Annotated in this window: 22 protein-coding genes; all 22 read right to left on the bottom strand. The window is 67.2% G+C overall.

Translation table 11 applies throughout. The features are described 5' to 3' along the window. The 22 genes from ACYJSS_RS25605 to flgB all read right to left on the bottom strand — a co-directional run bounded on the left by ACYJSS_RS25605 (position 1) and on the right by flgB (position 20,935). On the bottom strand, positions 1 to 684 hold the full coding sequence (locus tag ACYJSS_RS25605) for a PIG-L deacetylase family protein (protein ID WP_111260903.1): 684 nt from the start codon (positions 682 to 684) through the stop codon (positions 1 to 3). Then, complete coding sequence (locus ACYJSS_RS25600; protein WP_236205874.1) at positions 681 to 2,039, bottom strand: FAD-dependent oxidoreductase; 1,359 nt, start codon at positions 2,037 to 2,039, stop codon at positions 681 to 683. The genes ACYJSS_RS25605 and ACYJSS_RS25600 overlap by 4 nt, the downstream gene beginning before the upstream one ends. Beyond that, entirely contained in the window at positions 2,036 to 2,713 is a 678-nt protein-coding gene (locus ACYJSS_RS25595; RefSeq protein WP_111260905.1) for a class I SAM-dependent methyltransferase, read from the bottom strand. Before ACYJSS_RS25595 ends, ACYJSS_RS25600 begins: the two co-directional genes overlap by 4 nt. Next, positions 2,710 to 3,405 carry a WbqC family protein gene (locus tag ACYJSS_RS25590; protein WP_236205873.1) on the bottom strand — a complete coding sequence of 232 codons (696 nt, stop codon included), beginning with the start codon at positions 3,403 to 3,405 and terminating at the stop codon, positions 2,710 to 2,712. Before ACYJSS_RS25590 ends, ACYJSS_RS25595 begins: the two co-directional genes overlap by 4 nt. Next, positions 3,398 to 3,955, bottom strand: a complete 558-nt coding sequence (gene pseH, locus ACYJSS_RS25585; RefSeq protein ID WP_236205872.1) for a UDP-4-amino-4,6-dideoxy-N-acetyl-beta-L-altrosamine N-acetyltransferase — start codon at positions 3,953 to 3,955, stop codon at positions 3,398 to 3,400. The genes ACYJSS_RS25590 and pseH overlap by 8 nt, the downstream gene beginning before the upstream one ends. Further along, the gene (locus tag ACYJSS_RS25580; protein ID WP_236205871.1) at positions 3,952 to 5,025 is read right to left on the bottom strand and encodes an N-acetylneuraminate synthase family protein; all 1,074 of its coding nucleotides are present in this window, start codon (positions 5,023 to 5,025) and stop codon (positions 3,952 to 3,954) included. Before ACYJSS_RS25580 ends, pseH begins: the two co-directional genes overlap by 4 nt. 24 nt (positions 5,026 to 5,049) lie before the next feature. Further along, positions 5,050 to 6,114, bottom strand: coding sequence for a UDP-2,4-diacetamido-2,4,6-trideoxy-beta-L-altropyranose hydrolase (gene pseG / locus ACYJSS_RS25575; RefSeq protein ID WP_236205870.1), 1,065 nt, complete (start codon positions 6,112 to 6,114; stop codon positions 5,050 to 5,052). A gap of 1 nt (position 6,115) precedes the next feature. Further along, positions 6,116 to 6,820, bottom strand: coding sequence for a pseudaminic acid cytidylyltransferase (pseF, locus tag ACYJSS_RS25570; protein ID WP_236205869.1), 705 nt, complete (start codon positions 6,818 to 6,820; stop codon positions 6,116 to 6,118). Next, positions 6,817 to 7,437 (bottom strand): pseudaminic acid biosynthesis-associated methylase, encoded by a 621-nt coding sequence (locus tag ACYJSS_RS25565; protein ID WP_236205868.1) that lies wholly within the window; start codon positions 7,435 to 7,437, stop codon positions 6,817 to 6,819. Before ACYJSS_RS25565 ends, pseF begins: the two co-directional genes overlap by 4 nt. Before the next feature lie 12 nt (positions 7,438 to 7,449). Continuing rightward, positions 7,450 to 8,607 carry a UDP-4-amino-4,6-dideoxy-N-acetyl-beta-L-altrosamine transaminase gene (pseC, locus tag ACYJSS_RS25560; RefSeq protein WP_236205867.1) on the bottom strand — a complete coding sequence of 386 codons (1,158 nt, stop codon included), beginning with the start codon at positions 8,605 to 8,607 and terminating at the stop codon, positions 7,450 to 7,452. Positions 8,608 to 8,609: 2 nt separating this feature from the next. Next, a complete protein-coding gene (pseB, locus tag ACYJSS_RS25555) occupies positions 8,610 to 9,605 on the bottom strand; it encodes a UDP-N-acetylglucosamine 4,6-dehydratase (inverting) (protein WP_111260913.1) in 996 nt (331 codons plus the stop codon). Positions 9,606 to 9,796: 191 nt separating this feature from the next. Further along, on the bottom strand, positions 9,797 to 11,101 hold the full coding sequence (gene flgL, locus ACYJSS_RS25550) for a flagellar hook-associated protein FlgL (protein WP_111260914.1): 1,305 nt from the start codon (positions 11,099 to 11,101) through the stop codon (positions 9,797 to 9,799). A 12-nt stretch (positions 11,102 to 11,113) separates the two neighbouring features. Then, on the bottom strand, positions 11,114 to 13,138 hold the full coding sequence (gene flgK, locus ACYJSS_RS25545) for a flagellar hook-associated protein FlgK (RefSeq protein ID WP_111260915.1): 2,025 nt from the start codon (positions 13,136 to 13,138) through the stop codon (positions 11,114 to 11,116). A gap of 9 nt (positions 13,139 to 13,147) precedes the next feature. Then, positions 13,148 to 14,356: a flagellar assembly peptidoglycan hydrolase FlgJ gene (flgJ, locus tag ACYJSS_RS25540; RefSeq protein ID WP_236205866.1), complete on the bottom strand. Its 1,209-nt coding sequence runs from the start codon at positions 14,354 to 14,356 to the stop codon at positions 13,148 to 13,150. A 10-nt stretch (positions 14,357 to 14,366) separates the two neighbouring features. Next, positions 14,367 to 15,476 (bottom strand): flagellar basal body P-ring protein FlgI, encoded by a 1,110-nt coding sequence (locus ACYJSS_RS25535; RefSeq protein ID WP_371921686.1) that lies wholly within the window; start codon positions 15,474 to 15,476, stop codon positions 14,367 to 14,369. A 7-nt stretch (positions 15,477 to 15,483) separates the two neighbouring features. Next, positions 15,484 to 16,197 (bottom strand): flagellar basal body L-ring protein FlgH, encoded by a 714-nt coding sequence (gene flgH, locus ACYJSS_RS25530; RefSeq protein WP_184488951.1) that lies wholly within the window; start codon positions 16,195 to 16,197, stop codon positions 15,484 to 15,486. A gap of 20 nt (positions 16,198 to 16,217) precedes the next feature. Continuing rightward, positions 16,218 to 17,003 (bottom strand): flagellar basal-body rod protein FlgG, encoded by a 786-nt coding sequence (flgG, locus tag ACYJSS_RS25525; protein ID WP_111260919.1) that lies wholly within the window; start codon positions 17,001 to 17,003, stop codon positions 16,218 to 16,220. Between the two features lie 46 nt (positions 17,004 to 17,049). Further along, complete coding sequence (locus ACYJSS_RS25520) at positions 17,050 to 17,790, bottom strand: flagellar basal body rod protein FlgF (RefSeq protein ID WP_111260920.1); 741 nt, start codon at positions 17,788 to 17,790, stop codon at positions 17,050 to 17,052. A 218-nt stretch (positions 17,791 to 18,008) separates the two neighbouring features. Then, a complete protein-coding gene (flgE, locus tag ACYJSS_RS25515; RefSeq protein WP_111260921.1) occupies positions 18,009 to 19,322 on the bottom strand; it encodes a flagellar hook protein FlgE in 1,314 nt (437 codons plus the stop codon). A 33-nt stretch (positions 19,323 to 19,355) separates the two neighbouring features. Then, entirely contained in the window at positions 19,356 to 20,042 is a 687-nt protein-coding gene (gene flgD, locus ACYJSS_RS25510) for a flagellar hook assembly protein FlgD (protein WP_111260922.1), read from the bottom strand. Positions 20,043 to 20,062: 20 nt separating this feature from the next. Continuing rightward, positions 20,063 to 20,515, bottom strand: a complete 453-nt coding sequence (gene flgC / locus ACYJSS_RS25505; protein WP_111260923.1) for a flagellar basal body rod protein FlgC — start codon at positions 20,513 to 20,515, stop codon at positions 20,063 to 20,065. A 15-nt stretch (positions 20,516 to 20,530) separates the two neighbouring features. After that, positions 20,531 to 20,935, bottom strand: a complete 405-nt coding sequence (gene flgB / locus ACYJSS_RS25500) for a flagellar basal body rod protein FlgB (protein ID WP_111260924.1) — start codon at positions 20,933 to 20,935, stop codon at positions 20,531 to 20,533. Between the last annotated feature and the right edge of the window lie 273 nt (positions 20,936 to 21,208).

Below are 21,208 nucleotides of genomic sequence, written 5' to 3'. Positions count from 1 at the left end.
TCAGTGTCGGTTCAGGTGGCGGCCGAGCACGAAGGCCTCGGCGGCCTCCATGCCCACGCAGGCGCCGCGCCAGCGGGCCAGGTGCTCGACGGCCTTGAGCGAGCGCGGATGCGGCCATTCGCGCATCTCCATCGCGTAGGCGTCGAGGGCGCGCAGCTTGGTGTCGAGGGTCGAGCCGATGTCGTTGAACCAGCCCGGCCAGAAGGCCGGCGCGCTGTGGGGCACCTGCCATTCGGTGGACGAGGGGATTTCGAAGAACAGCAGCGTGTGCACCGGGTGGCCCGGCTGCGGGCGGCAGGCGGTGACCACCGCCTCGTGCAGGCGCCGGTGGTCGATGTTCACGTCGCCGCTCCAGTGGGCATAGACGATGCCCGGGCGGTGGCGGGCGACCAGCGCCTCGACGGGCTTGACCAGGTCCAGCAGGTCGAGGCCGTCCAGGCGGTTGTCCGGCAGGTCGAAGCACTCCAGGCCCTGCACGCCGAGGATGCGGTTGGCCTCGGCGCAGGCATCGCGCAGCGCCTGCTGCTCGGCCTCCTCCGGGGTGCCACGGCTGAACAGGCCCTGGGCCATGATCGCCACCTGCACCTCGTCGCCGTCGGCGACATGACGGGCGATGCTGCCGCCGCAACCCAGCACCTCGTCGTCGGGGTGGGCGGCGATGACCAGTACGCGTTCCTTGCTCATCGGGGGTCTCCGGGGGTGGCGGGTACGCCGAAGCGGCGTTCCAGCTGGGTGGCGGTATCCAGCAGGACGTCGGTGGTGAAGAAGGCATCCGAGGCGTTGCGGCCGCAGAGCACCAGCTCCGGGGCATGCTCCAGCACGCGCTCGCGCAGCTCGCGGTTGGCGGCTTCCTGGGCCAGGGTGACCTCCGGGAAGCCATTGGCGATGGACTGCTCCAGCACCAGCCGCGCCTCGCAACCGGGCGCCAGCACGCCGGCATCGCGCAGCTCGCGCAACACCGCCGCGGCCTGCTGCCCGGTGGTCTCGCCCGGCGCATCGAGGGCCTCCACGGTCAGGCGCCAGGGTGCCTCGTTCCGCTCCAGGACGTTGTCGTAGAGGGTGATGCGGAAGGCGCGTGCCGCCGGGTCGTTCAGGTACAGGTAATGGCAGTCGCACGCCGCCGGCCGGTCCAGCAGGAAATGGAACAGGCGCAGGGGCAGGAAGCGCGGAGGCGCGGAGGCGACCGGCAGCCCCAGCGCCCTGGCCAGCAGCGCCAGCGGCGCGGTCCAGACCAGTTGCTCGAAGCCCAGCCGCTCGCCATCGGCCAGGCTCAGCACCTGCGCCGCGTGATCGACGCCCTGGACCTGGGCGCCGGTGAGGATGCGCCCGCCGCCAGCGCGCAGGCGCTCGCAGAGGGCTTCGACCCAACTGCCGACACCGCCGTTGCGGGGGTAGCGGTGGCGCACCGCGCTGCGCCCCTCCAGGTAGTCGCGAAACGCCACCTTGGCGTCGTAGACCACCGAGCGCTTGAGCTCCCGGCACACCTCGGCGCTGCCGGCGATGACACGGCCATAGCCGAGGAAGCGGTGGCTGCTCGCGCTGAGCTGGTCGAAGGGCGCCACGTAGAAACGCCTGAGCAGCGGGAAGAACACCTCGCGCGCCAGCGGCTCGCCGAAGTGCGCGAGCAGCGCCGCTTCGAGACTCGGGGCGTCGCGGTCGGTGGTCAGGCTGTTCAGCAGCCCGGTGAAGCAGGCCTGGTAGAGGCCGGGTGCCAGGACGCTGATGTCGATGAACTGGCTGCGGTCGTTGAGCACGCCGGCGAAGACGTTGCCGACCCGCAACACGGGCACGTCCTGCCAGTCGAGGCCGGCCTCGTCGAACAGCAGGCGGTCGACCCGCGCATCACCGGTCATCGCCGGGACGTGGGTGCCCTGGTCGAACGCATTGCCGTCCTCGTCGCGGTAGGAGCGCAGCAGCCCGCCGCACGCGTCGGCGCGCTCGATCAGCACCACGGGCAGGCCGCAGGCCTGTACCCAGTTCGCCGCCAACAGCCCGGCGATGCCGCCGCCCACCACCACGACCGGGCGCACGGCGTTCATGCCCGCACCGCCGGCTTGCGCGCCACCAGCAGCCAGGAGGCGAAGCGATGACCATCCGCCGGCTCGTAGCGCACCGACTGCTTCTCCTCCAGGTGCAGCAGTTCGAAGTCGGCGAACAGCGCACGCAGGTGCGCCTCGTCGGAGAAATGCACGCGGCCGGTGCCGGCGAAGGAGCCATCGGTGAAGCCGCTGCGGGTGTGCGGGTCGGCATCGGGCTGGCCACGGCTGGCGTCCGAATGGTTCACCGAGTACCAGTCGACGCCGATGAAGAACCCTCCGGGCACCAGGGCGTCGTGCACCTGGCGCAGGCAGCGGCGGATGGCCTGCTCGCCGTTGCAGGTGAGGGAGGCGCGGTCCAGCACCAGGTCGAAGCCCGGGGCGAAGGGCCAGGGTTGGGTGAAGTCGCCGGTGGCGATGGTCGCGGCCAGCTCGGGCAGACGCTCGCGCAACTGGGCGGCGATGGTCGGGCTGCCTTCCACGGCGTGGTAGTCCACGCCAAGGGACTGGAAGAACGGGATGTTGGCGCCCGCGCCACAGCCCAGCTCCAGCACACGCCTGCCGGGGCCGAGCTCGCGGCAATGACGCTTGGTCAGGCTGACCACATCGGACCAGGGCCAGATGGAAAGGTGGGTGCTGGCGGCGTAGCGCTGTTCCCACTCGATGGAAAAACTCATGTCAGCTCCCTGAATTCGCTGCGGCTGTCGCCGCTGTTCATCCACCAGTCCAGCACGCCGAGGCCGGGCACGAACGCGCCCCACAGCTGAGGATAGGTGGGCGGGGTGAAGGCCTGGTAATGCACGTCGATGCCCCGCTCGGCGAAGGCGGCCTCGTCGAGGTAGTCCCGGCCCAGGGCGCCGGACAGGTAGCTGTCCGCGCCCAGGGCCAGGCAGATGTCGAGCACCAGCTGCGACTTGCGGCTGTCGACGTCCAGCTCGCTGGCACGCACCAGGGGCGTCTCGATGCCGAGTTCATCCAGCCAGAAGCCCAGCTGGCGCCAGCAGAGCTCGGCCAGGTTGTCCTGGCGCTCGGCGTACAGCTGCTCCAGCTGCGCGTAGCGCTCGGCGAAGCGTGGTGCCCGGCGGTAGTTCATCGCCACGGCCTTGAGGTGGTCGCGGCGCCAGTCGCGGCTCTCGTCGATGCGGGTATCGCGCAGGGTGCTGGCCAGGTGGCCCCGGCCGAGCACCGGCACCGTCAACCACTGGGCGCCCTGGGGCGTCTTGATGCGATTGCGGTTGATGAAGCTGTTCTTCTCGAACTGCACGGTGTCGAGGAAGACGAAGCGGTCGACCCGGGCGATGCGGTCGAAGTAGCCCAGCCACGGCAGGTAGGCAGGCTGGTGGATGGCGACCCGGCGCGCGTCACTCATCGAAGAGCTCCGCCAGAAGTGGCCCGCGCAGGCGTCGCCAGTCCTCGGCGAAGAGCGCCAGCACCTCGACGTCGAAGACTCCATCCGGGCGGTGGATGTGCCGGCGCAGGCGTCCCTCCGCCACGAAGCCCAGGCGCTGGTGGACCCGCAGGCTGGCCGCATTGAAGTCGAGCACCTCCGAGCAGATCTTCTCCAGCTGCAGCACCTCGAACACCTGCTCGGCGAGCAGCGCCAGCATGCGCAGGCCGGTGCCCCGGGGCTGGGACGCGTCCCCGAGATTGAAGCCCCAGGTGCAGCGCCGGTGTCGCTCGCTGATGTCCGCGAGGCTGGCGTAGCCCACGGGCGCACCGTCACGCTCGAGCAACAGGTGGCGCGAGGCCGGGTTGGCCAGTTCGCGCTGCAACCACCTCTGGTGCTCGGGCAGGGCGATCTCGGCGGTGTTGTACATGCACTGGCGCACCGGCTCGGCGTTGCGCCAGCGCAGCAGCAGCGCGGCATCGTCCAGGGTCACCGGGCGCAGCCGGAAGGTCGGTGCGGGCACCGCGCTCATGGCGCGTCCACCGGGGCGAAATCCCCCAGGCGCAGCAGCTCGCCACTGGCGATCGCCCGTGTCGCGACGCTGCCCAGCGCCTGCTCGTAAAGGGCGGGCGGCAAGCCGTTGCCGGGGCGGCGCAGTCCCAGGTTGTGCTCGTCCAGGCGTTCGCCCACGGCGATATCGCGCAGCGCCATGAGGCTGCGCCGGGCGAGCACGCGCATGTCCCCCTCGGCGCGTGTCGGGCGCAGGTAGGGCGAACCGATGATGGCGTCGGCCCGGTGGATATGGGCGATCCATTCGGCCAGGCCCTGGGGGTTCTCGGAGAACCAGTGATCCGGCCCCGGCAGGTCGTGGTCGAGGGTGAAGTGCTTCTCGAACAGCCGCGCCCCGCGCGCCACCGCCAGGGAGGCGGCCAAGGGCCCCTGGGTGTGGTCGGAAAAACCGGTCAGCAGCCCGGGGAAGGCCTGCTGCAGGGTGCCCAGCTTGGCCAGGTTGACGTCCGCGTCGGGGGTCGGGTACTGCGAGGTGCACAGCAGCAGCGCGACCTGGGTCCCGTCGAACCAGCCCACCGTCTCCAGCGCCTGGTGCACGTCGGCCAGGTCGCTCATGCCGCAGGAAAGGATCAGCGGCAGCCCGGCGCCGGCGTAGTGGCGCAGCAGCGGCAGGTTGCTGAAATCGTCCGAGCCGACCTTGATCGCCGGCACGCCGATGCGTTGCAGCACCTCGAGATCGCTGCGGTTCTGCGGCGAGGAGAAGAAGGTGATGCCGACCTTGGCGCAATGGGCCTTGACCGCCCGCCACTGCGCCTCGTTGAACTCGTAGCGCCTGAACATCGCCAGCATGGATTCGGTGACGCTTCGCCCCTGGGACTGGTAGGTGAACATCTGCTGCGGGTCGCCGCAGAACTCCTCGGCCTTGAAGGTCTGGAACTTCACCGCATCGGCGCCCGACTCGCGGGCGACTTCGATCATCCTCAGGGCCAGGTCGAGATCACCGTTGTGGTTGATGCCCACCTCGGCGATGCAATAGGGCTTCTCGTCGGGCCCGATGGGGCGTCCGGCTATTTCGAAGCGGCGTGTCGACATGCTGATGATTCCTCTGCGGCCGGCTCAGGAGCCGACCGACGCATCCAGGAGTGCGCGGCAGACCCGGACGGCGCCGAAGCCGTCGACCAGGTCCCAGGCGCGTTGGGAAAGCCCGCGCAACCGCTCGGCATCGAGGCCGTCCAGCGCGCGCCGGTAGTCCATGGGGGTAAGGCGGGCGTGCTCGCCCAGGTCGATGGCCAGGTCGAGTTCCTGCAACCCCCTGGCCAGCTCACGCTGGTTCTCGGCCAGCACCACCACCAGCGCTGGCAGGCCGAGGGCGCAACGCTCCCAGGACGACGAGCCGGCGGCGCCGATGGCCAGGTCGGCCTCGGCCATCAGCCGGGCCATGTAGTCGATCTGGCAATGCAGGCGCCAGCCGTGGGCAGCACACAGGGCGTCCAGCGCCTGCCGGTCCGCGTGCCCCTGGCCGATGACCACGTCCACCTGCAGTGACGGCCGCCAGCCGGCCAGCGCGTGCAGGGCCTTGAGCGTCTCGCCCTGGTCGTCGCCGCCGGTGAAGAACACCAGCACGCGCTCCAGCTCCCCGGTACGCGGGGCGACCTGCTCGCGGGCCAGCAGGAATTCGTCGCGCAACAGCGCGTAGGTGGGGCCGAACAGGCAGGTTGCCGCACGCGCCAGGTAGCCGGCATAGCGCGCCTCCGGCGCGGCGTGCAGGCCCTGGTCCAGCAGCAGGTCGCAGTCCAGCGGGCGGTTGGCCAGATCGTCCAGCACCATGACCCGCCGCGCATGGCGACGCGCCAGGCCGTGCCACTCGGCGTCGAGGCCGTAGTGGTCGACGACGCACCAGTCGACTTGGCGATCGCCCAGCAGCGCATGCAACGCCTCGGCGTCGGCGCGGTTGTCGATCCGCGCCTCGGCGGTAGCGGCCATCGGGTCGGCATGGCGTGCCGGCAGCTCGAGCAGCTCGTATTCGGCCGGCACCAGCGACAGGGGCGCGCCTTCCAGGCCGCGACAGGCGAAGCTCAGGCGGGCGCCCTGCTCGTGCAGTTCGCGGGCCAGCGTCAGGCAGCGCATCAGGTGGCCGCTGCCGATGACGGGCGAGGCGTCCACGCGAAACAGCACGCGCATCTCAGATGTCCCCCTCCAGCAGCAGGGTCGCGTACATCAGTTCGGCGCGGTGCCAGTCCTCGGGGCTGTCGATGTCCTGAACCAGGTAGCGCGGCAGCACCAGCGGCAGCGAATGCGGGGCGTGGATGGCCTTGCCGTCGAGCCAGGCGGCGACGCGGCCCCAGTAGAACTGGCCGGCGTCGTGGTAGGCGCGCTCCAGGTCCTGGGAACGGGTGTCGTAGAACTCCGGGTAGAGCGACTCCACGCCACCATCGGCGTTGATCCGCAGGGCGCGCTGCACCGGCGAGCCGTAGTCGGTGATGGTGAAGGCGAAGTCCTTGTCCGGGTTCGCGGCCAGGAGTTCGAAGCCGTCGCAGAGCTTCTCCGGCAGCACCAGGGGGGCGGTGGCGTAGAGGCAGCAGGCGTAGTCCGGGTGGTACCCGGCGGCGGCAAGCTCGCGCAGGGCGTGCTGGATCACCTCGACGGTGCCGGCATGGTCGTCGGCCAGCGCCGCCGGACGCAGGAAGGGCACCTCGGCGCCCTGAGCCAGGGCGATGTCGGCGATCTCGGCATCGTCGGTGCTGACCACCACCCGCTCGAACAACCCGCAGGCCAGCGCCGCGCGGATCGAGTAGGCGATCATCGGCTGCCCCTGGAACAGCTTCACGTTCTTGCGCGGAATCCGCTTGCTGCCTCCGCGGGCAGGAATGATGGCGACCTTGCTCATGGGCGTTTTTCCAGAAGGAACCAGTTGATGTCGTCGGTCGGGAAATTGACGTCGCGCCGATAGACGAAGCCGTAGTCGACCAGCTGCAGGTCGGGATACAGGTCGAGCATCTCGCCGGCGAAGTCCCGCTTGAACAGCTTGCCGGCATGGCCCCGGTAGCTGATTTCCACCGGCGAGGGGCTGTAGTACTCGGCGATCAGCAAGTGACGGCGGCTGGCCTCATGGAGTTTGGCATAGGCCTGGGGCAGGAGCTCCGGCGGCAGATGGATGAGCACGCCGCGGGTGAAGGCCAGGTCCACGGGCTGTTGCACCGGGTAGTCGAACAGCGAGCCCTGCCAGATGTCGGCGATGCCCAGGGCCTGGGCGATGTCGCGGGCCTTGGCGTTGAGCTCGACGCCCCGCAGCGTCGCCTGGGGGAACAGGCGGTTCAGCGCGCGCAGGTTGAGGCCGCGATTGGTGCCCAGCTCCAGCACGCTGTCGATGCGTCCGGCACGGCGCAGGGCCTGGACGAAGAAGGCGGTGACGTTGGCGACATGGACCTCGCCGTCGTTGCGGTCGACGTACTGGTCGCCGAACTCGCCCTGCCAGAATCGTTCTTGCTCGGTCAGCTCACGCACGGGTTTCTCCAGTCACTGCAGGACGCTGGCGAGGGTGCTCGCCACCTGGTCCTGCTGCTCGTCGGTCAGGTCGGGGAACAGCGGCAGGCTCAGGGCCTGGGCGTAGTAGCGCTCGGCCTCGGGGAAGTCGCCCGGGGCGAAGCCCAGCTGCCGGTAATAGGGCTGCAGGTGCACGGGGATGTAGTGCAGGTTGACGCCGATGCCGGCGCCGCGCAGGGCTTCGAAGATCGCCCGATGGCCGTGCTGCAGGCGTTCCAGGCGCAGGCGCACCGGGTAAAGGTGCCAGGCCGGCTCGGCTCCCGCCTGCACCTGCGGCAGCTCCAGCGGCAGGTGGGCGAGCCGCTCGCCGTAGCGGGCCACCAGTTGCCGGCGACGGGCGACGAAGGCGTCCAGGCGCTGCAGCTGGGACAGGCCGAGGGCGGCCTGCAGGTCGGTCATGCGGTAGTTGAAGCCCAGTTCCAGCTGCTGGTAGTACCAGGGGCCTTCGCTCGGCCCCGTCATCGCCGCCGGGTCACGGGTGATGCCGTGGCTGCGCAGGCGACGCAGGCGTTCGGCCAGCCGCGGGTCGTTGGTGGTGAGCAGGCCGCCCTCCCCCGTGGTGATGATCTTCACCGGGTGGAAGCTGAATACGGTGATGTCGGCATGCTCGCAACAGCCCACCGGGCGACCGCCGTAGCGGGCACCGATGGCATGGGAGGCATCCTCGATCACGCGGAAGCCGTAGCGCCGCGCCAGCTCGGCGATGCGAGCCATGTCGCAGCTCTGCCCGGCGAAGGCCACGGGAACCACTACCTTGGGCAGGGTGCCGTCGCGCTCGGCGCGTTGCAGGCGGGCGTCGAGCTGGGCGACGTCGAGGTTGAGGGTCGCCGGGTCGATGTCGACGAAATCCACCTGGGCGCCGCAATAAAGGCCGCAATTGGCGCTGGCGACGAAGGTGTTGGGGCTGGTCCAGAGGCGGTCGCCCGGCCCCAGGTCGAGGGCCAGGCAGGCAATGTGCAGGGCGGCGGTGGCGTTGCTCACGGCGATGCCATGGGCGGCCTGGCAACGCTGGGCAACGGCCTGCTCGAAGCGTTCGATGGCCGGGCCCTGGGTCAGCCAGTCGGAACGCAGGGTGGCGACCACCGCATCGATGTCGGCCTGGCTGATGTTCTGGCGACCGTAGGGAATCATGGTCAGGCCCAGGCGTCGGCCAGCTGTCGCAGCTCGGGCACGCTCAGGTAGTGGGGGTTGCTGTCGGAGACGTACTCGAAGCCCTCCTCCACCGCCACGCCCACGCCGCCCAGGCCATCGCGGGCGTAGTCGTACTGGGTGTTGAAGGTGATCGACGGGGCGATGACGAAGTGCCGGGCGAATTCGAAGGTGTGGGTGCTGTCGTCGCGGGAGATCATCATCTCGTGCAGCTTCTCGCCCGGACGGATGCCCACCTGCCTGTGCGGCATGCCGGGCGCCAGCGCCTCGGCCAGGTCGGTGATGCGCGCGGAGGGGATCTTCGGCACGAACAGCTCGCCACCGTGCATGCGCTCGAAGCTGCGCATGACGAAGTCGACACCCTCGTCGAGGGTGATCCAGAAGCGCGTCATGCGCGGGTCGGTGATCGGCAGCTCGCGGGCGCCTTCGGCGATCAGCTTGCGGAAGAACGGCAGGACAGAGCCCCGGGAGCCGACCACGTTGCCGTAGCGCACCACCGCGAAACGGGTCTGGTGGTCACCTGTGATGTTGTTGGCGGCGACGAACAGCTTGTCGCTGAGCAGCTTGGTGGCGCCGTAGAGGTTGACCGGACTGGAGGCCTTGTCGGTGGACAGCGCCACGACCTTCTGCACGCCATTGGCCAGCGCCGCGTTGATGATGTTCTCGGCGCCGCTGACGTTGGTGCGGATGCACTCGGTGGGGTTGTACTCGGCGGCCGGCACCTGCTTCAGCGCGGCGGCGTGGACCACCAGGTCGATGCCGCGCATGGCCTGCTGCAGGCGGTCGGCGTCGCGCACGTCACCCAGGAAATAGCGCATGCAGGGGGCGTTGAACTCCTGCTGCATCTCGTACTGCTTGAGTTCGTCGCGGGAGAACACCACCACGCGCTTGGGCTGGTAGCGCGCCAGCAGGGTACGGATGAACGCGCGACCGAACGAGCCGGTGCCCCCGGAAACGAATACGGACTTGCCATCGAACATGCTGCTCTCCCCTGCCCATGTCAGCCGGCCCTGCGCCGGATGAACGCGCTGCCTTTGTCACCGACAGTTTTATGGCGCTCGCTTTTGATGTCGAGACCCAAAGCAAGCATGGTGCCAACCCGTTGAAATGCAAGGTGGCCCGGCGGGGAGATGGATGGCCTGGCACCGCGCGCGACAGCGCGGCGGACGGCTCAGTTGAGGAAGTTGAACAGGCTCAGGCCGCTGATCTTCACGTAGCTCTGTTGCGCGGCCTGGAGGATGGTGGACTGCATGGTCAGGCGCGACAGGGCCTCGGCGTAGTCGAGGTCCTCCAGCGACGACTGCACGGACTTGTTCACCAGGCTGACGTCGTCGACGAAGCCTTCGGTGGAATCCAGGGTGTTGAGGCGTGCGCCCACCGAGCCCTGCACGGCCAGCACCTTGGTGTTGACCGCGTCGAGGTTGGAGGTGGCGACCGCCACCGCGTCACGGATCTGCCGGTTGCCCGCCGGGGTGTCGGAGGACGACTGCAGCGCCTTGCGCAGGTCGGAGACCACGTTGAGCAGGCTGCGCTTCTCGGCATCCGGCTTGCGGTTGACGGCGAAGTCGTCACCTGCCGCCGGCGCGCCGTCGATCTGTACCTTGACGCCACCGTAGGTGATGAAATCGGAGGTCTGCGAGTTGGTGTCCAGGGCGCCGGTGGCCAGTTGCCCGGCCGGCGGGGTCGCCGGGTTGTAGGTGGTCCAGTCATAGCCGACCGGCAGGGTGGCCGGGTCGTAGACCACGTAGCGCTGGGCATCGAGGAAGTGGATGCCGATGGCGTCGGTGGCCGCCGGCGGGTTGCTGGACGGGAAGACCGTGTCGTAGTCCGTCTTGTCGACGACCAGGCCCTGGGAAATGGTCGCGGTGCTGCCGGTCCCCGTGGCGCTCTTGGAGGTGGTCACGCGGTTGGCGTTGAAGACGTTCTCGAACAGGTCCTTGCCGTTGTCACCCAGGGCCAGAAAGTTGCTGCTGGCCACCTGGACCTCGCGCCGGCCTTCGTCGCCCTGGTAGCTGTAGGTGCCGTCGGCATTGCGCACGAAGGGCTGGGTGTCGGCCTGGGAACCGGAAAACAGGTACTTGCCGCTGGCGTCCTTGCTGTTGAGCAGGCTCATCAGCTCGTCTTCGCGCTGCTGCAGCTCGGTGGCCAGGGAAGCCTTGTCGGTGGAGTCCAGGGCACCGTCGCCCGCTTCGACGGCAATCTCGCGGATGCGCTGCATCACGTTGCCGACGGAGGTGAGGATGCTCTCCTCGGAGTTCAGGCTGTTCTTCGCGGCGGTGATGTTGGACTTGTACTGGGCATTGAGCGCCTCTTCCTGGCTCAACTGCAGCAGGCGCACGGAGGCCACGGGATCGTCGGCGGGCGTGAGGATGCGCTTGCCGGTGCTGATCTGCTCCTGGGTCCGGGTCACGTTCGCGTAGTTCTTCTGCAGGCCCGCGACCTGGTTGTTGAAAGCCTGGATAGTCGAGATTCTCATTTCACATCAGCCTCAATTGAAGGCGCCTATGAGTGTATCGAACAGCGCGCGCGCAACTTGAATGACCTGGGCGTTGGCGTTGTAGTACTGCTGGAACTGGATCAGGTTCGCCGCCTCCTCGTCCAGGTTCACGCCCGAGAGCGAGTCGCGGTTCTCCTGCGCCTGGCTCAGCACCGCCTCGCTGGCATCGGAGTTGACCCGCACCTGCGCGGTCAGCGAACCGACCCGCTCCACCAGTCCGCTATAGGCATCGGTGTAGGTGGCGCCGGTGCTGCCGTTGCCGACCACCGGCTTGGTCTGCAGGCCGACCAGGGCCAGGGCGTTGCGGTTGTCGCCGGTGCCCTTGTTGTTGAAGGCCAGGCTGAAGCTATCGCCGCTCTGCGGGGTGCCGCCCATGGTGAATTCGTAGGTGTAGCTGTTGTTGGTCGACGGGTCGGTGTAGTTCAGCCGCAGGGTGTTGGTCTGCCCCGGGGTCAGCGCCGTGGTGGACGGCGACACGTAGCTCAGGGTGGCGCCGGCCGGCAGGGTGCCGTTGAGGGTGTTGGTGGTCGCGTCGAAGGTCAGCGCGATGCCGCTGGCGCCGAACAGGTCCTGCAGGTCGGTGACGTCGATCGGCGAGGGCCCGCTGGTCAGGGCCGGCTGGCTGATGGTGCCGGTGCCACGGTTGTTGGTGGTCGCCTCGGCCCGCGCCGAGCCGGAGAAGGCCAGCTGGTCGGAGGTCTTGAGCACGCTCTCGAAATCCGTGGCGCCGCGCCGGGTCGGCTGCAGGGTGAAACGATCATTGGCCGCCGGCAGCGAGTCCAGCTGCACCTGGAAGCCCTGGTCGTTGCCCGCGGCGTCGGCGAAGGCCAGGGTGTAGGGGCCGGTGCCGGTGACGGTGACCGTCATCGGCGCGTTGTCCGACAGGCGCGTGGCGGTGTAGTTGGTGCCGTCGAAATCCAGGCGGTAGTCGCTGGTACCGAGCTTGCTGGTGTCGGTGATGTTCAGCGTGGCATTGGCGGTGCCGGTGTTGTTGACGTTCGGCAGCACCCGCAGCGACGTCGACTGCGGGTCGTTGATGTTGCCGAACAGCGGACTGCCGGCCCGACCGGCGGAATCCAGGCCCTGCCCCAGCTGCCTGTTGATGGTGTCGGAGAGGGTGATCGCCAGCTGGCCGAGGGCGTTGTACGACTGGTCCAGCGCGGTGTCGCGGTAGGCCAGCAGGCCGCCCATCTCGCCACCGGAGATCTGCGTGGTGATGGTCTGCGAGACGCCGCCTGTGACCAGGTCGATCTGGTAGCGCGACGGGTCGTCGACGCCGGGCTTGGCACGCAGGGTGGAAGCGGTGTTGCCCACCACCAACGGCTGCCCGGTGCCGACGAAGAGGCTGACGCTGCCGTCGCTCTGCTCCAGGGTCTTGACCCCGATCATCTCGGAAATCTGGCGGATGGCCTCGTCACGGGCGTCCAGCAGGTCGTTGGGCTCGGCGCCGCTGGCGCGGGCCTTGGCGATGGCGTCGTTGTAGTTGGCGACGTTGGCGGCCAGGGAGTTGACCTGGGTGGTCAGCGCGCCGAGCTGGTCGTTGATCTGGCTGTTCTGCTTGTCGAGCTGGTCGTAGAGGGTATTGAAGGTGTCCGCCAGGCCCTTGGCCTGGGACAGCACCGCCTCGCGCGCAGCCACCGAGGACGGGTCCTGGGAGGCGGTCTGCAGCGAGGTGAAGAAGCTCTTCAGCGCCGGGCTGATGCCGGTGGTGGTGTTGGACAGCAGGCCGTCGAGCTGTTCGATCTGGCTCTTGAAGGTCTGCAGTTCGCTGTTCTGGCTGGTGGCGGTGCGCAGCTGCGAGGTGAGGAACTCGCTGGCCAGGCGACGCACGTCGACCACCTGGCTGCCGGAGCCGATGTAGCCGCCGCCGGTGAACTGCGGGATGTTCGATTGCTGCACGGCCTGCTGGCGCGAATAGCCCGGCGTGTTCACGTTGCTGATGTTGTGTCCGGTCACCGTCAGGGAGGTCTGCGAGGTGCGCAGCCCGGACAGCCCGATGGATAACAGGTCAGCCATGTCTCATCCTCATGAGCGGGGCACCGCCGACTCGCCGGCCGCTACAGCCTGGTAGGTCTGCATCTGCCGGGCGATCTGGGCGACCTTGCGCGCGTATTGCGGGTCGGTCGCGTAGCCGGCCTGCTGCAGTTCGCGGACGAAACGCTCAGGCTTGTCGGTTACTTCCAGTGCCTCTTGATATCGATCGTTCCCCTGCAGAAAGTTCACATAATCGTGGAAGCTCTGCTGATAGGAATCGTATGCGCGGAACGATGCCGCTTCCTTGACGGCCTGGCCGTCCTTGAATTCGGTGGTCAGGGCACGGGCCGACTGGCCGTCCCAGCCATGGGACTTGATGCCGAACAGGTTGTGGCTGCTGCTGCCGTCCTGCTGGCGGATGATCGATTTGCCCCAGCCGGTCTCGAGCGCCGCCTGGGCCACCAGGTAACGGGGGTCGACACCGATGCTCTTCGCCGCCTCCTGGGCCATGGGCAGCATGGTGTCGATGAACTCCTGCGGCGAGCCGAACGCGGACTTGCCCGGCGCCAGTGGCGGCTGGGCGATGCGCCGGCCGATCACGGCGTCGTTGCCGGCGATGCGGTTGGCGCTGGTCTCGGGGGCGCCATAGGACTTGGCCGGCAGCCAGTCGGAGCCGGCCAGGGCCTGGCTCTGCGCCGGCGCCTGGGCAGCGCCTTCGGCGGCGCTGGCGGAGGGCACGATGCCGGCCAGCAGGCGGTCGGTGAGCTTGCTCGGCAGGCTGATGCGACGCATGGCCAGCAGCCTGGAGTCGTCGCGACCGTCGGCCGGTGCTTCGAGCTTGCTGCCCTTCTGCGGCCAGCTGATGCCGTTGGTCTCGGCCACCTGGGCGAAGGGGTTCGGGCCGGTGGCCTTGGAGACGCCCTTGTTCTTGGTCAGCTGGCGGGTCAGCACGTCGGACAGGCCGATGCCCTGCCCCTTGGAGATGGTCACGGCCAGCTGCTGGTCGTACATGTCCTGGTAGGTCTTGCTCTCGTTGCTGTTGAGGAAGTTGCCCTCGGCGAACACATTGTTGGCCGAGCGCATGGCCTTCATCATCTCGTTGAGGAACAGCGACTCGAATTCCTGGGCGACCTTCTTGATGTTCGCGTCGCTGTCCCGATCCTTGCCCACCTTGAACTGGGCCATGCGGTTGAGGTCGGTGTACGCGCCGGTATCGACGGGGCTGCCTGCGCCTATTCCTGCCGAGAGTCTGGAGTCCATGGCCGCCTCCTCAGATCACGATCAGGTCGGCCTGGAGGGCGCCGGCTTGCTTGAGCGCCTCGAGGATGGCCATCAGGTCGGAAGGCGCGGCGCCCACCTGGTTCACCGCACGGACGATCTCGTCCAGGGTGGTGCCGGGGCCGAACTTGAACATCGGCTTGGCTTCCTGGTCGGCGTTGACCTTGGAGCGCGGCACCACGGCGGTCTGCCCACCGGACAGGGCACCGGGCTGGCTGACGATGGGGTCTTCGGTGATGGTCACGGTCAGGCTGCCGTGGGTGACGGCGGCCGGCTGCACCTTGACGTTCTGGCCGATGACGATGGTGCCGGTGCGCGAGTTGATGATGACCTTGGCCACCGCCTGGCCGGCTTCCACTTCGAGGTTCTCCAGCACCGACATGTAGTCGACGCGCTGGCTCGGGTCCATCGGCGCGGTGACGCGCACCGAGCCGCCGTCCAGCGCCTGGGCGACGCCCGGGCCGAGCAGTTCGTTGAGCTTGTCGACGATGTTCTTGGCGGTGGTGAAGTCCGGGCGATTGAGGTTCAGGGTCAGGGTGTTGCCCTGGTCGAAGCCGCTGGGTACCGGGCGCTCGACCGTGGCACCGGCGGGAATGCGGCCGGACGACGGAACGTTGACGGTGATTTTCGAGCCGTCGCTGCCTTCGGCGTCGAAGCCGCCGACCACCAGGTTGCCCTGGGCGATGGCGTAGACGTTGCCGTCGATGCCCTTCAGCGGCGCCATCAGCAGGCTGCCGCCGCGCAGGCTCTTGGCGTTGCCGATGGACGAGATGGTGACGTCGATGGCCTGGCCCGGCTTGGCGAAGGGCGGCAGGTCGGCGTGGATGGACACGGCCGCGACGTTCTTCAGCTGCACGTTGCCGGAGCCGGCCGGCACCTTGATGCCGAACTGCGCCAGCATGTTGTTGAAGGTCTGCAGGGTGAAGGGCGTCTGGGTGGTCTGGTCGCCGGTACCGTTGAGGCCCACCACCAGGCCGTAGCCGATCAGCTGGTTGTTACGCACGCCCTGAATGCTCGCCAGGTCCTTCAGCCGTTCGGCATGGACGGTCGTGGCGGCGAGCAACAGGCAGAGGGCAGCGGTCAGTCGTTTCATCTTCGCAATCACCTGCTCAGAACGGCCACAGCGGGCTCATGAAGAAGCGGTCGAACCATCCTGGCTGGCTGGCATCGGCGAAGGCGCCGGTGCCGGAATAGGTGATGCGCGCATCGGCGATGCGGTTGGAGGAGACGCTGTTGTCGGTGCCGATGTCGTCGGCGCGGACCAGGCCGGCGATGCGCACCAGCTCGTCGCCGGTATTGAGGGTCATCCACTTCTCGCCGCGCACGGCGAGGATACCGTTGGGCAGCACTTCGGAGACGGTGACGGTGATCGAGCCGCTGAGGCTGTTGCTCTGCCCCGCCTGGGAGTTGCCGCTGGTGTCGCGGGAGCCGCTGTAGCCGACGTCCATGGACAGGTTCTCCGCCTTGAGCGGGTTGAGGCCGGTGCTGGGGTTGTCGACCCGCACGCCGCCGCCGAACAACGAGGTCAGCCCGAGGTTGGCCGTGCTGTCCTTCTGGATCTGCGAGGTGGCGTTCTTGCTGGCCTGGGTACGCTCGTTGAGGGTGATGGTGATGATGTCACCGACACGATACGCCTTGCGGTCGTCGTAGAGATTGGTTTCGAAGCCGGCCTGATAAATGGAGCCGTTGTTCTGCGCGGCGGGCATGGGCGTGCGCGGCAGGACGGGGGCGTAATAGGGATCGTTCGGTTTGGCGGCCGGCGCGACGCACCCGGTGAGCAGGTGGGCGGCGAGCAGCGAGACAGGAAGGATCAGCCGGTTCATGACAACTTACCTCGGGGGTATTACAGGTTCTGCGAGAGGAATCCGAGCATCGAGTCGGCCGTGGAGATGACCTTGGAGTTCATCTCGTAGGCGCGCTGGGTGGTGATCATGTTCACCAGCTCCTCGACCACGCTGACGTTGGAGTTTTCCAGGGTGTTCTGCAGCACGTTGCCCAGGCCGGTCAGGCCGGGGGTGCCGACCTGCGGCGCACCGCTGGAGGCGGTCTCCAGGAACAGGTTGTTGCCGATGGCCTGCAGGCCGCCGTAGTTGACGAAGTCGGCGGTCTGGATGTTGCCGATCACCTGCGGGGTGGGGTTGCCGAAGGTGGTGACGGATGCGGTGCCGTCCTCGCCCACGGTGAAGGTCTGCACCTCGGCCGGCAGCACGATCGCCGGCTCCAGGGGATAGCCCTGGGAGGTGACGACCTGGCCGTCGGAGTTCAGGTGGAAGCTGCCATCGCGGGTGTAGGCGACGGTGCCGTCCGGCATCAGGATCTGGAAGAAGCCACGGCCGTTCACCGCCAGGTCGAGCGGCTGCTCGGTGGTCTGCAGGCTGCCCTGGGTGAAGATCTTCTGGGTGCCGGCGATGCGCACGCCGGTACCCAGTTGCAGGCCGCTGGGCAGCTCGCTGTCCTGGGTGCTCTGCGCGCCGGGCTGGCGGCGGATCTGGTACAGCAGGTCCTCGAACTCGGCGCGATCACGTTTGAAACCCGTGGTCGATACGTTCGCCAGGTTGTTGGAAATGGTGGTCAGGTTCATGTCCTGAGCCGCGAGGCCCGTCTTGCTGACCCAGAGTGCCGGAAGCATCTTCGTTCTCCTCGGGCGCCGGTTTCATGGCGCCGCGTACTGGTAATTAGCTGAGTTGCATGACCCGTGCCATCGCCGAAGCATCGTCTTCGGCGGTGCGCATCATCTTCACGTGCAGTTCGAACTGGCGGGACAGCGAGAGGATCGCGGTCATCTCTTCCACCGCGTTGACGTTGCTGCCCTCGAGGAAGCCCGAGGTCACCTGGACGGCGCCATCCACCGGCGCGGGCTGGCCGCTCTTGAGGCGCATCAGGCCGTCGGTGCCCTTTTCCAGCTGCTTGAGATCGGGGTTGACCAGCTTGATGCGGTCGACCTCGGCCATCACGTTCGGGGCCTCGCCCAGGGAGCGGATGCTGATGGTGCCGTCGGCGCCGATCTCCACCTTCTGCTCCGGCGGGATGGCGATGGGACCGGCATTGCCGATCACCGGCAAACCGTCGCCGGTACGCAGCTGGCCGAGGGCGTCGACCTGCAGGCTGGCGGTGCGTACATAGGCTTCGCTGCCATTGCCCGACTGCACGGCGATCCAGCCCTGGCCACCGATGGCGATGTCCAGGTCGCGTCCGGTTTCCTGCATGGAGCCCGGTGTGAAGTCGGTGCCGGGGCGCTCGCTCATGGCGTAGACGCGCGCCGGAAAGGTGTCGCCGAACACGGGCATGGAACGGGCCTGCTCGTAGTCGCGACGAAAGCCCGTAGTGGAAATGTTCGCCAGGTTGTTGGCGTGGGCGCGCTGGGCCAGGGTGTTCTGGCTGGCGCCTGACATGGAGACGTACAGCATCTTGTCCATGGGGTTCTCCGAGTGGGCTTTTGACGCCCGCTGACTCTTTGCAGGCTATTCAGCAATTGCTGTGCCAGAAACGGAGAAATAAGTGCAAGCCACTGATACAGAAGGGAAAAACAAAAAGAAAAAGGCCCAAGCAAGGGGCCTTCGAATGCCGTGGCGGCGAGGGGCTGCCGCCAGCGGCAAGGTCCTTGCCGCCCGATGACCCGGGCGGCAAGCACTACTCAACGCAGGTTGATGATGGTCTGGGTGACTGCGTTCTCGGTCTCGATGGTCTTGGCGTTGGCCTGGTAGTTGCGCTGCGCCACGATCAGGTCGACCAGCTCGGTGGAGATATCGACGTTGGAGGCTTCCAGGGCGCCGGACTGCAGGGCGCCCAGGGTGCCGGAGCGCGGGGTGCCGATGACCGGCTCGCCGGATTCGGAGGACTGCACCCAGGAGGTCTTGCCCACCGGGGTCAGGCCCTGGACGTTGGCGAAGTTCGCCAGCACCACCTGGCCCTGGATCTTCGACTGGCCGTTGGTGTAGCGGGCGAAGATGTTGCCTTCGTCGTCGATCTCCAGGCCCGACAGCTGGCCGGTGGTGTAGCCGTCCTGGGCGACCTTGGTCACCGCGAAGGCGCTGGAGAACTGGGTCGAGCCGCGGATATCGAAGCTGATGGTCGGCGCGGCGGCGGCGCCGTTGGCACTCCACACCGGCGGAGTGGCGCCGTTGGACTGCGCCGGCACCCAGCCGGTGATGCCCAGGGTGCCGTCGGCGTTGACGGTGAAGCCGCCCGTGCCGGTGAAGGTGGTGGTGTCGAGCTGGCCGGAGCTGGTGAAGCCCACCGTGGTGTTGATCGGCGCAGTGCTGGCCGGGTTGGTCGGGTTGCGACCGTCGATCAGCACGTTCATGGTCCAGGTGTTGGCCGGGGTGGCCGCCTTGACGAAGTACTGGGTCATGACGTGGGCGTTGCCCTGGGCGTCATAGATGTTCACCGAGGTCGACGAGTTGTAGGTGGTCGGGTCGGCCGGGTCGAACGGCGTCTTGGTCGGCACCGTGTTGGTGGAGTTGAGGTTGAACGGCTGGGTGATGGTGGTGGTGGCCTTGGGCTGCTGGTTGTTGGTCTGGATCACCAGGTCGCCGACCACGCCGCTCTGCAGCGCACCGTTGGCATCCACCGAGTAGCCCTGCAGGCGATAGCCGTTGTTGTCGACGATGTAGCCGTTCTTGTCGGTGCCGAAGTAGCCGGCGCGGGTGTAGCTGATGGCGCCGTTGTTGCTGGTGATGAAGAAGCCGTTGCCGTTCACCGCCAGGTCGAGGGCGTTCTCGGTGTAGTCGATGGTGCCCTGGTTGTAGAGCTGGGCGACGTTGCCCAGCAGCACGCCGCTGCCGATGGTCTTGCTGCCGGAACCGAGAACGGAGGCCGAGTACAGGTCCTGGAACTCGCCACGGGATTGCTTGAAGCCGACGGTGCCGGCGTTGGCGATGTTGTTGCCAGTGATATTGAGGTCACTGGAGGCGGCGCGGATGCCGCTGAGTCCGATATTGAACGACATGGGATGCTCCTGTAACGCCGGCGCCGCCGACGATTATTGACCGATGACCTTGACCTTGGAGAGTGCGACGCTGCCCAGCCCGGCGAGGTTGAGCGTCATCTCGGCACCATTCAGGCCGAGGGTGACGCTGTCCACGTTCGCCGGCAGGTTGGTGGACATCGCCACCGTCTTGCCGTCGATGGCCGCCTCGGCCTGGAAGGTGTAGGTACCGTTCGGCGCGACGTTGCCGCTCGAATCCTTGCCGTCCCACATGAAGCTGACCTGGCCGGCACTCTGGGCGCCCAGGTTGATGCGGTTGACGGTGTTGCCCTTGCTGTCCAGCACGTTGACATAGACGTTGGTGCTGGCGCCGGTGAGGTTGATGCTGCCCTTCATTGTCTCGCTGGTGTCCACCACCGCCTTGTTGGTGGTGACGATGACCTTGCGGCCGACCAGGGAGGACGCCTGCAGCGCCTGCGAGGACTGGGTGCTGGAGAGGATGCTCTCGACACTGGTGTTCAGGTTGTCGAGACCTTCCACGGTACTGAACTGGGCCAGCTGCGCGACGAACTCGCTGTTGGTCTGCGGGTCCAGCGGGTTCTGGTTGTTCATCTGAGCCACCAGCAGCTGCAGGAACTGGTCCTTGCCCAGCGAGCTGTCCTTGGTCTTGTCGTTGTCCTTGAGCTTGTACTGGTCGAGGACCGAGCTGCTCGAAGTTCCGCTTACGCTGTCAACGCTCATCTTGTTCCCTCACTCGCGCCTTACTGACCCAGGGTCAGTACGCGCTGCATCATCTGCTTGGCGGTGTTCATCATTTCGACGTTGGTCTGGAAGGCACGGCTGGCGGAAATCATGTCGGCCATCTCCTCCACCACGTTGACGTTGGGGTAGTACACGTAGCCATCGGCGTTGGCAGCCGGGTGGTTCGGCTCGTAGCGCGGGGTCAGGGCGCTCTGGTCTTCGATCACACCGAGCACCTGCACGCCACGACCGGATTCGTCCTCGCCGGCGAACAGCGAGGCGCTGCCGCCGTTCTCGCTGTTGAGCTGGCTCTGGAACATGGTGGCGAAGACCGGGTGGCGGGCACGGTAGGTCTGGTTGAGGCTGGAGGACACCGTCTCGGCGTTGGCGATGTTGCTGGAGATGGTGTTCAGGCGAGTGCTCTGGGCACTCATGCCGGTGCCGGCAATGTTGAAGACGCTGGACAGTGACATGGTGGTGATCTCCCCTTATTCGCCGCGCAGGGCGTTGACCAGCCCTTTGAACTTGCTGTTGAGCAGGGTGAAGCTGGCCTGGAACTGCATGGAGTTCTCGGTGTAGGTCGACTGTTCCTGCTGCAGGTCGACGGTGTTCTGATCGATCGAGGGCTGGAACGGAATGCGGTACTTGAGGCTTTCGTCGAACAGGCTGGCGCCTTCGGCGGCGATGTGGCGCGCGTTGGTCAGGTTGGCATGGAAGGTGCCCTTGCTGTTCTCCACCTGCTGCTGGAGCACGGCCTTGAAGTCCAGGTCACGCGCCTTGTAGTTGGGCGTGTCGGCGTTGGCGATGTTGTTGGCCAGCACTTCGGCACGCTGGGTGCGGAAGCTGAGGGCCTTTTCATGGATGCCGAGGGCGCTTTCGAAGCTGATGCTCATGTCTCTAACCTTTGCCGAGTGGCAGTTCGGTTTACCTGCCTGACATTCAGCAAAGGCTGTGCCAACTTTTAAATTCCTTTATTTTCAATAGTTTGCGATAAATCCGAACGGCAATCGCAGCGGCAACGGCAAGGCATTACCGCTTTTGCCGGCACTGGCGGCAACGTGCACGGGTGGTCATTGCCGCTGGGCGGCAACGGCCGATGCGGGGCTTGCCGCTCCGCCCTCTCCTTTCATCTGCGTGGTCTAGGCTTTGGTTTCCGCTTGGCGGCA

This window comes from Pseudomonas sp. No.21, from assembly GCF_054558415.1.
Note: the sequence above shows the minus strand (reverse complement) of the source record. Positions and strands in the feature narration are given on the sequence as shown.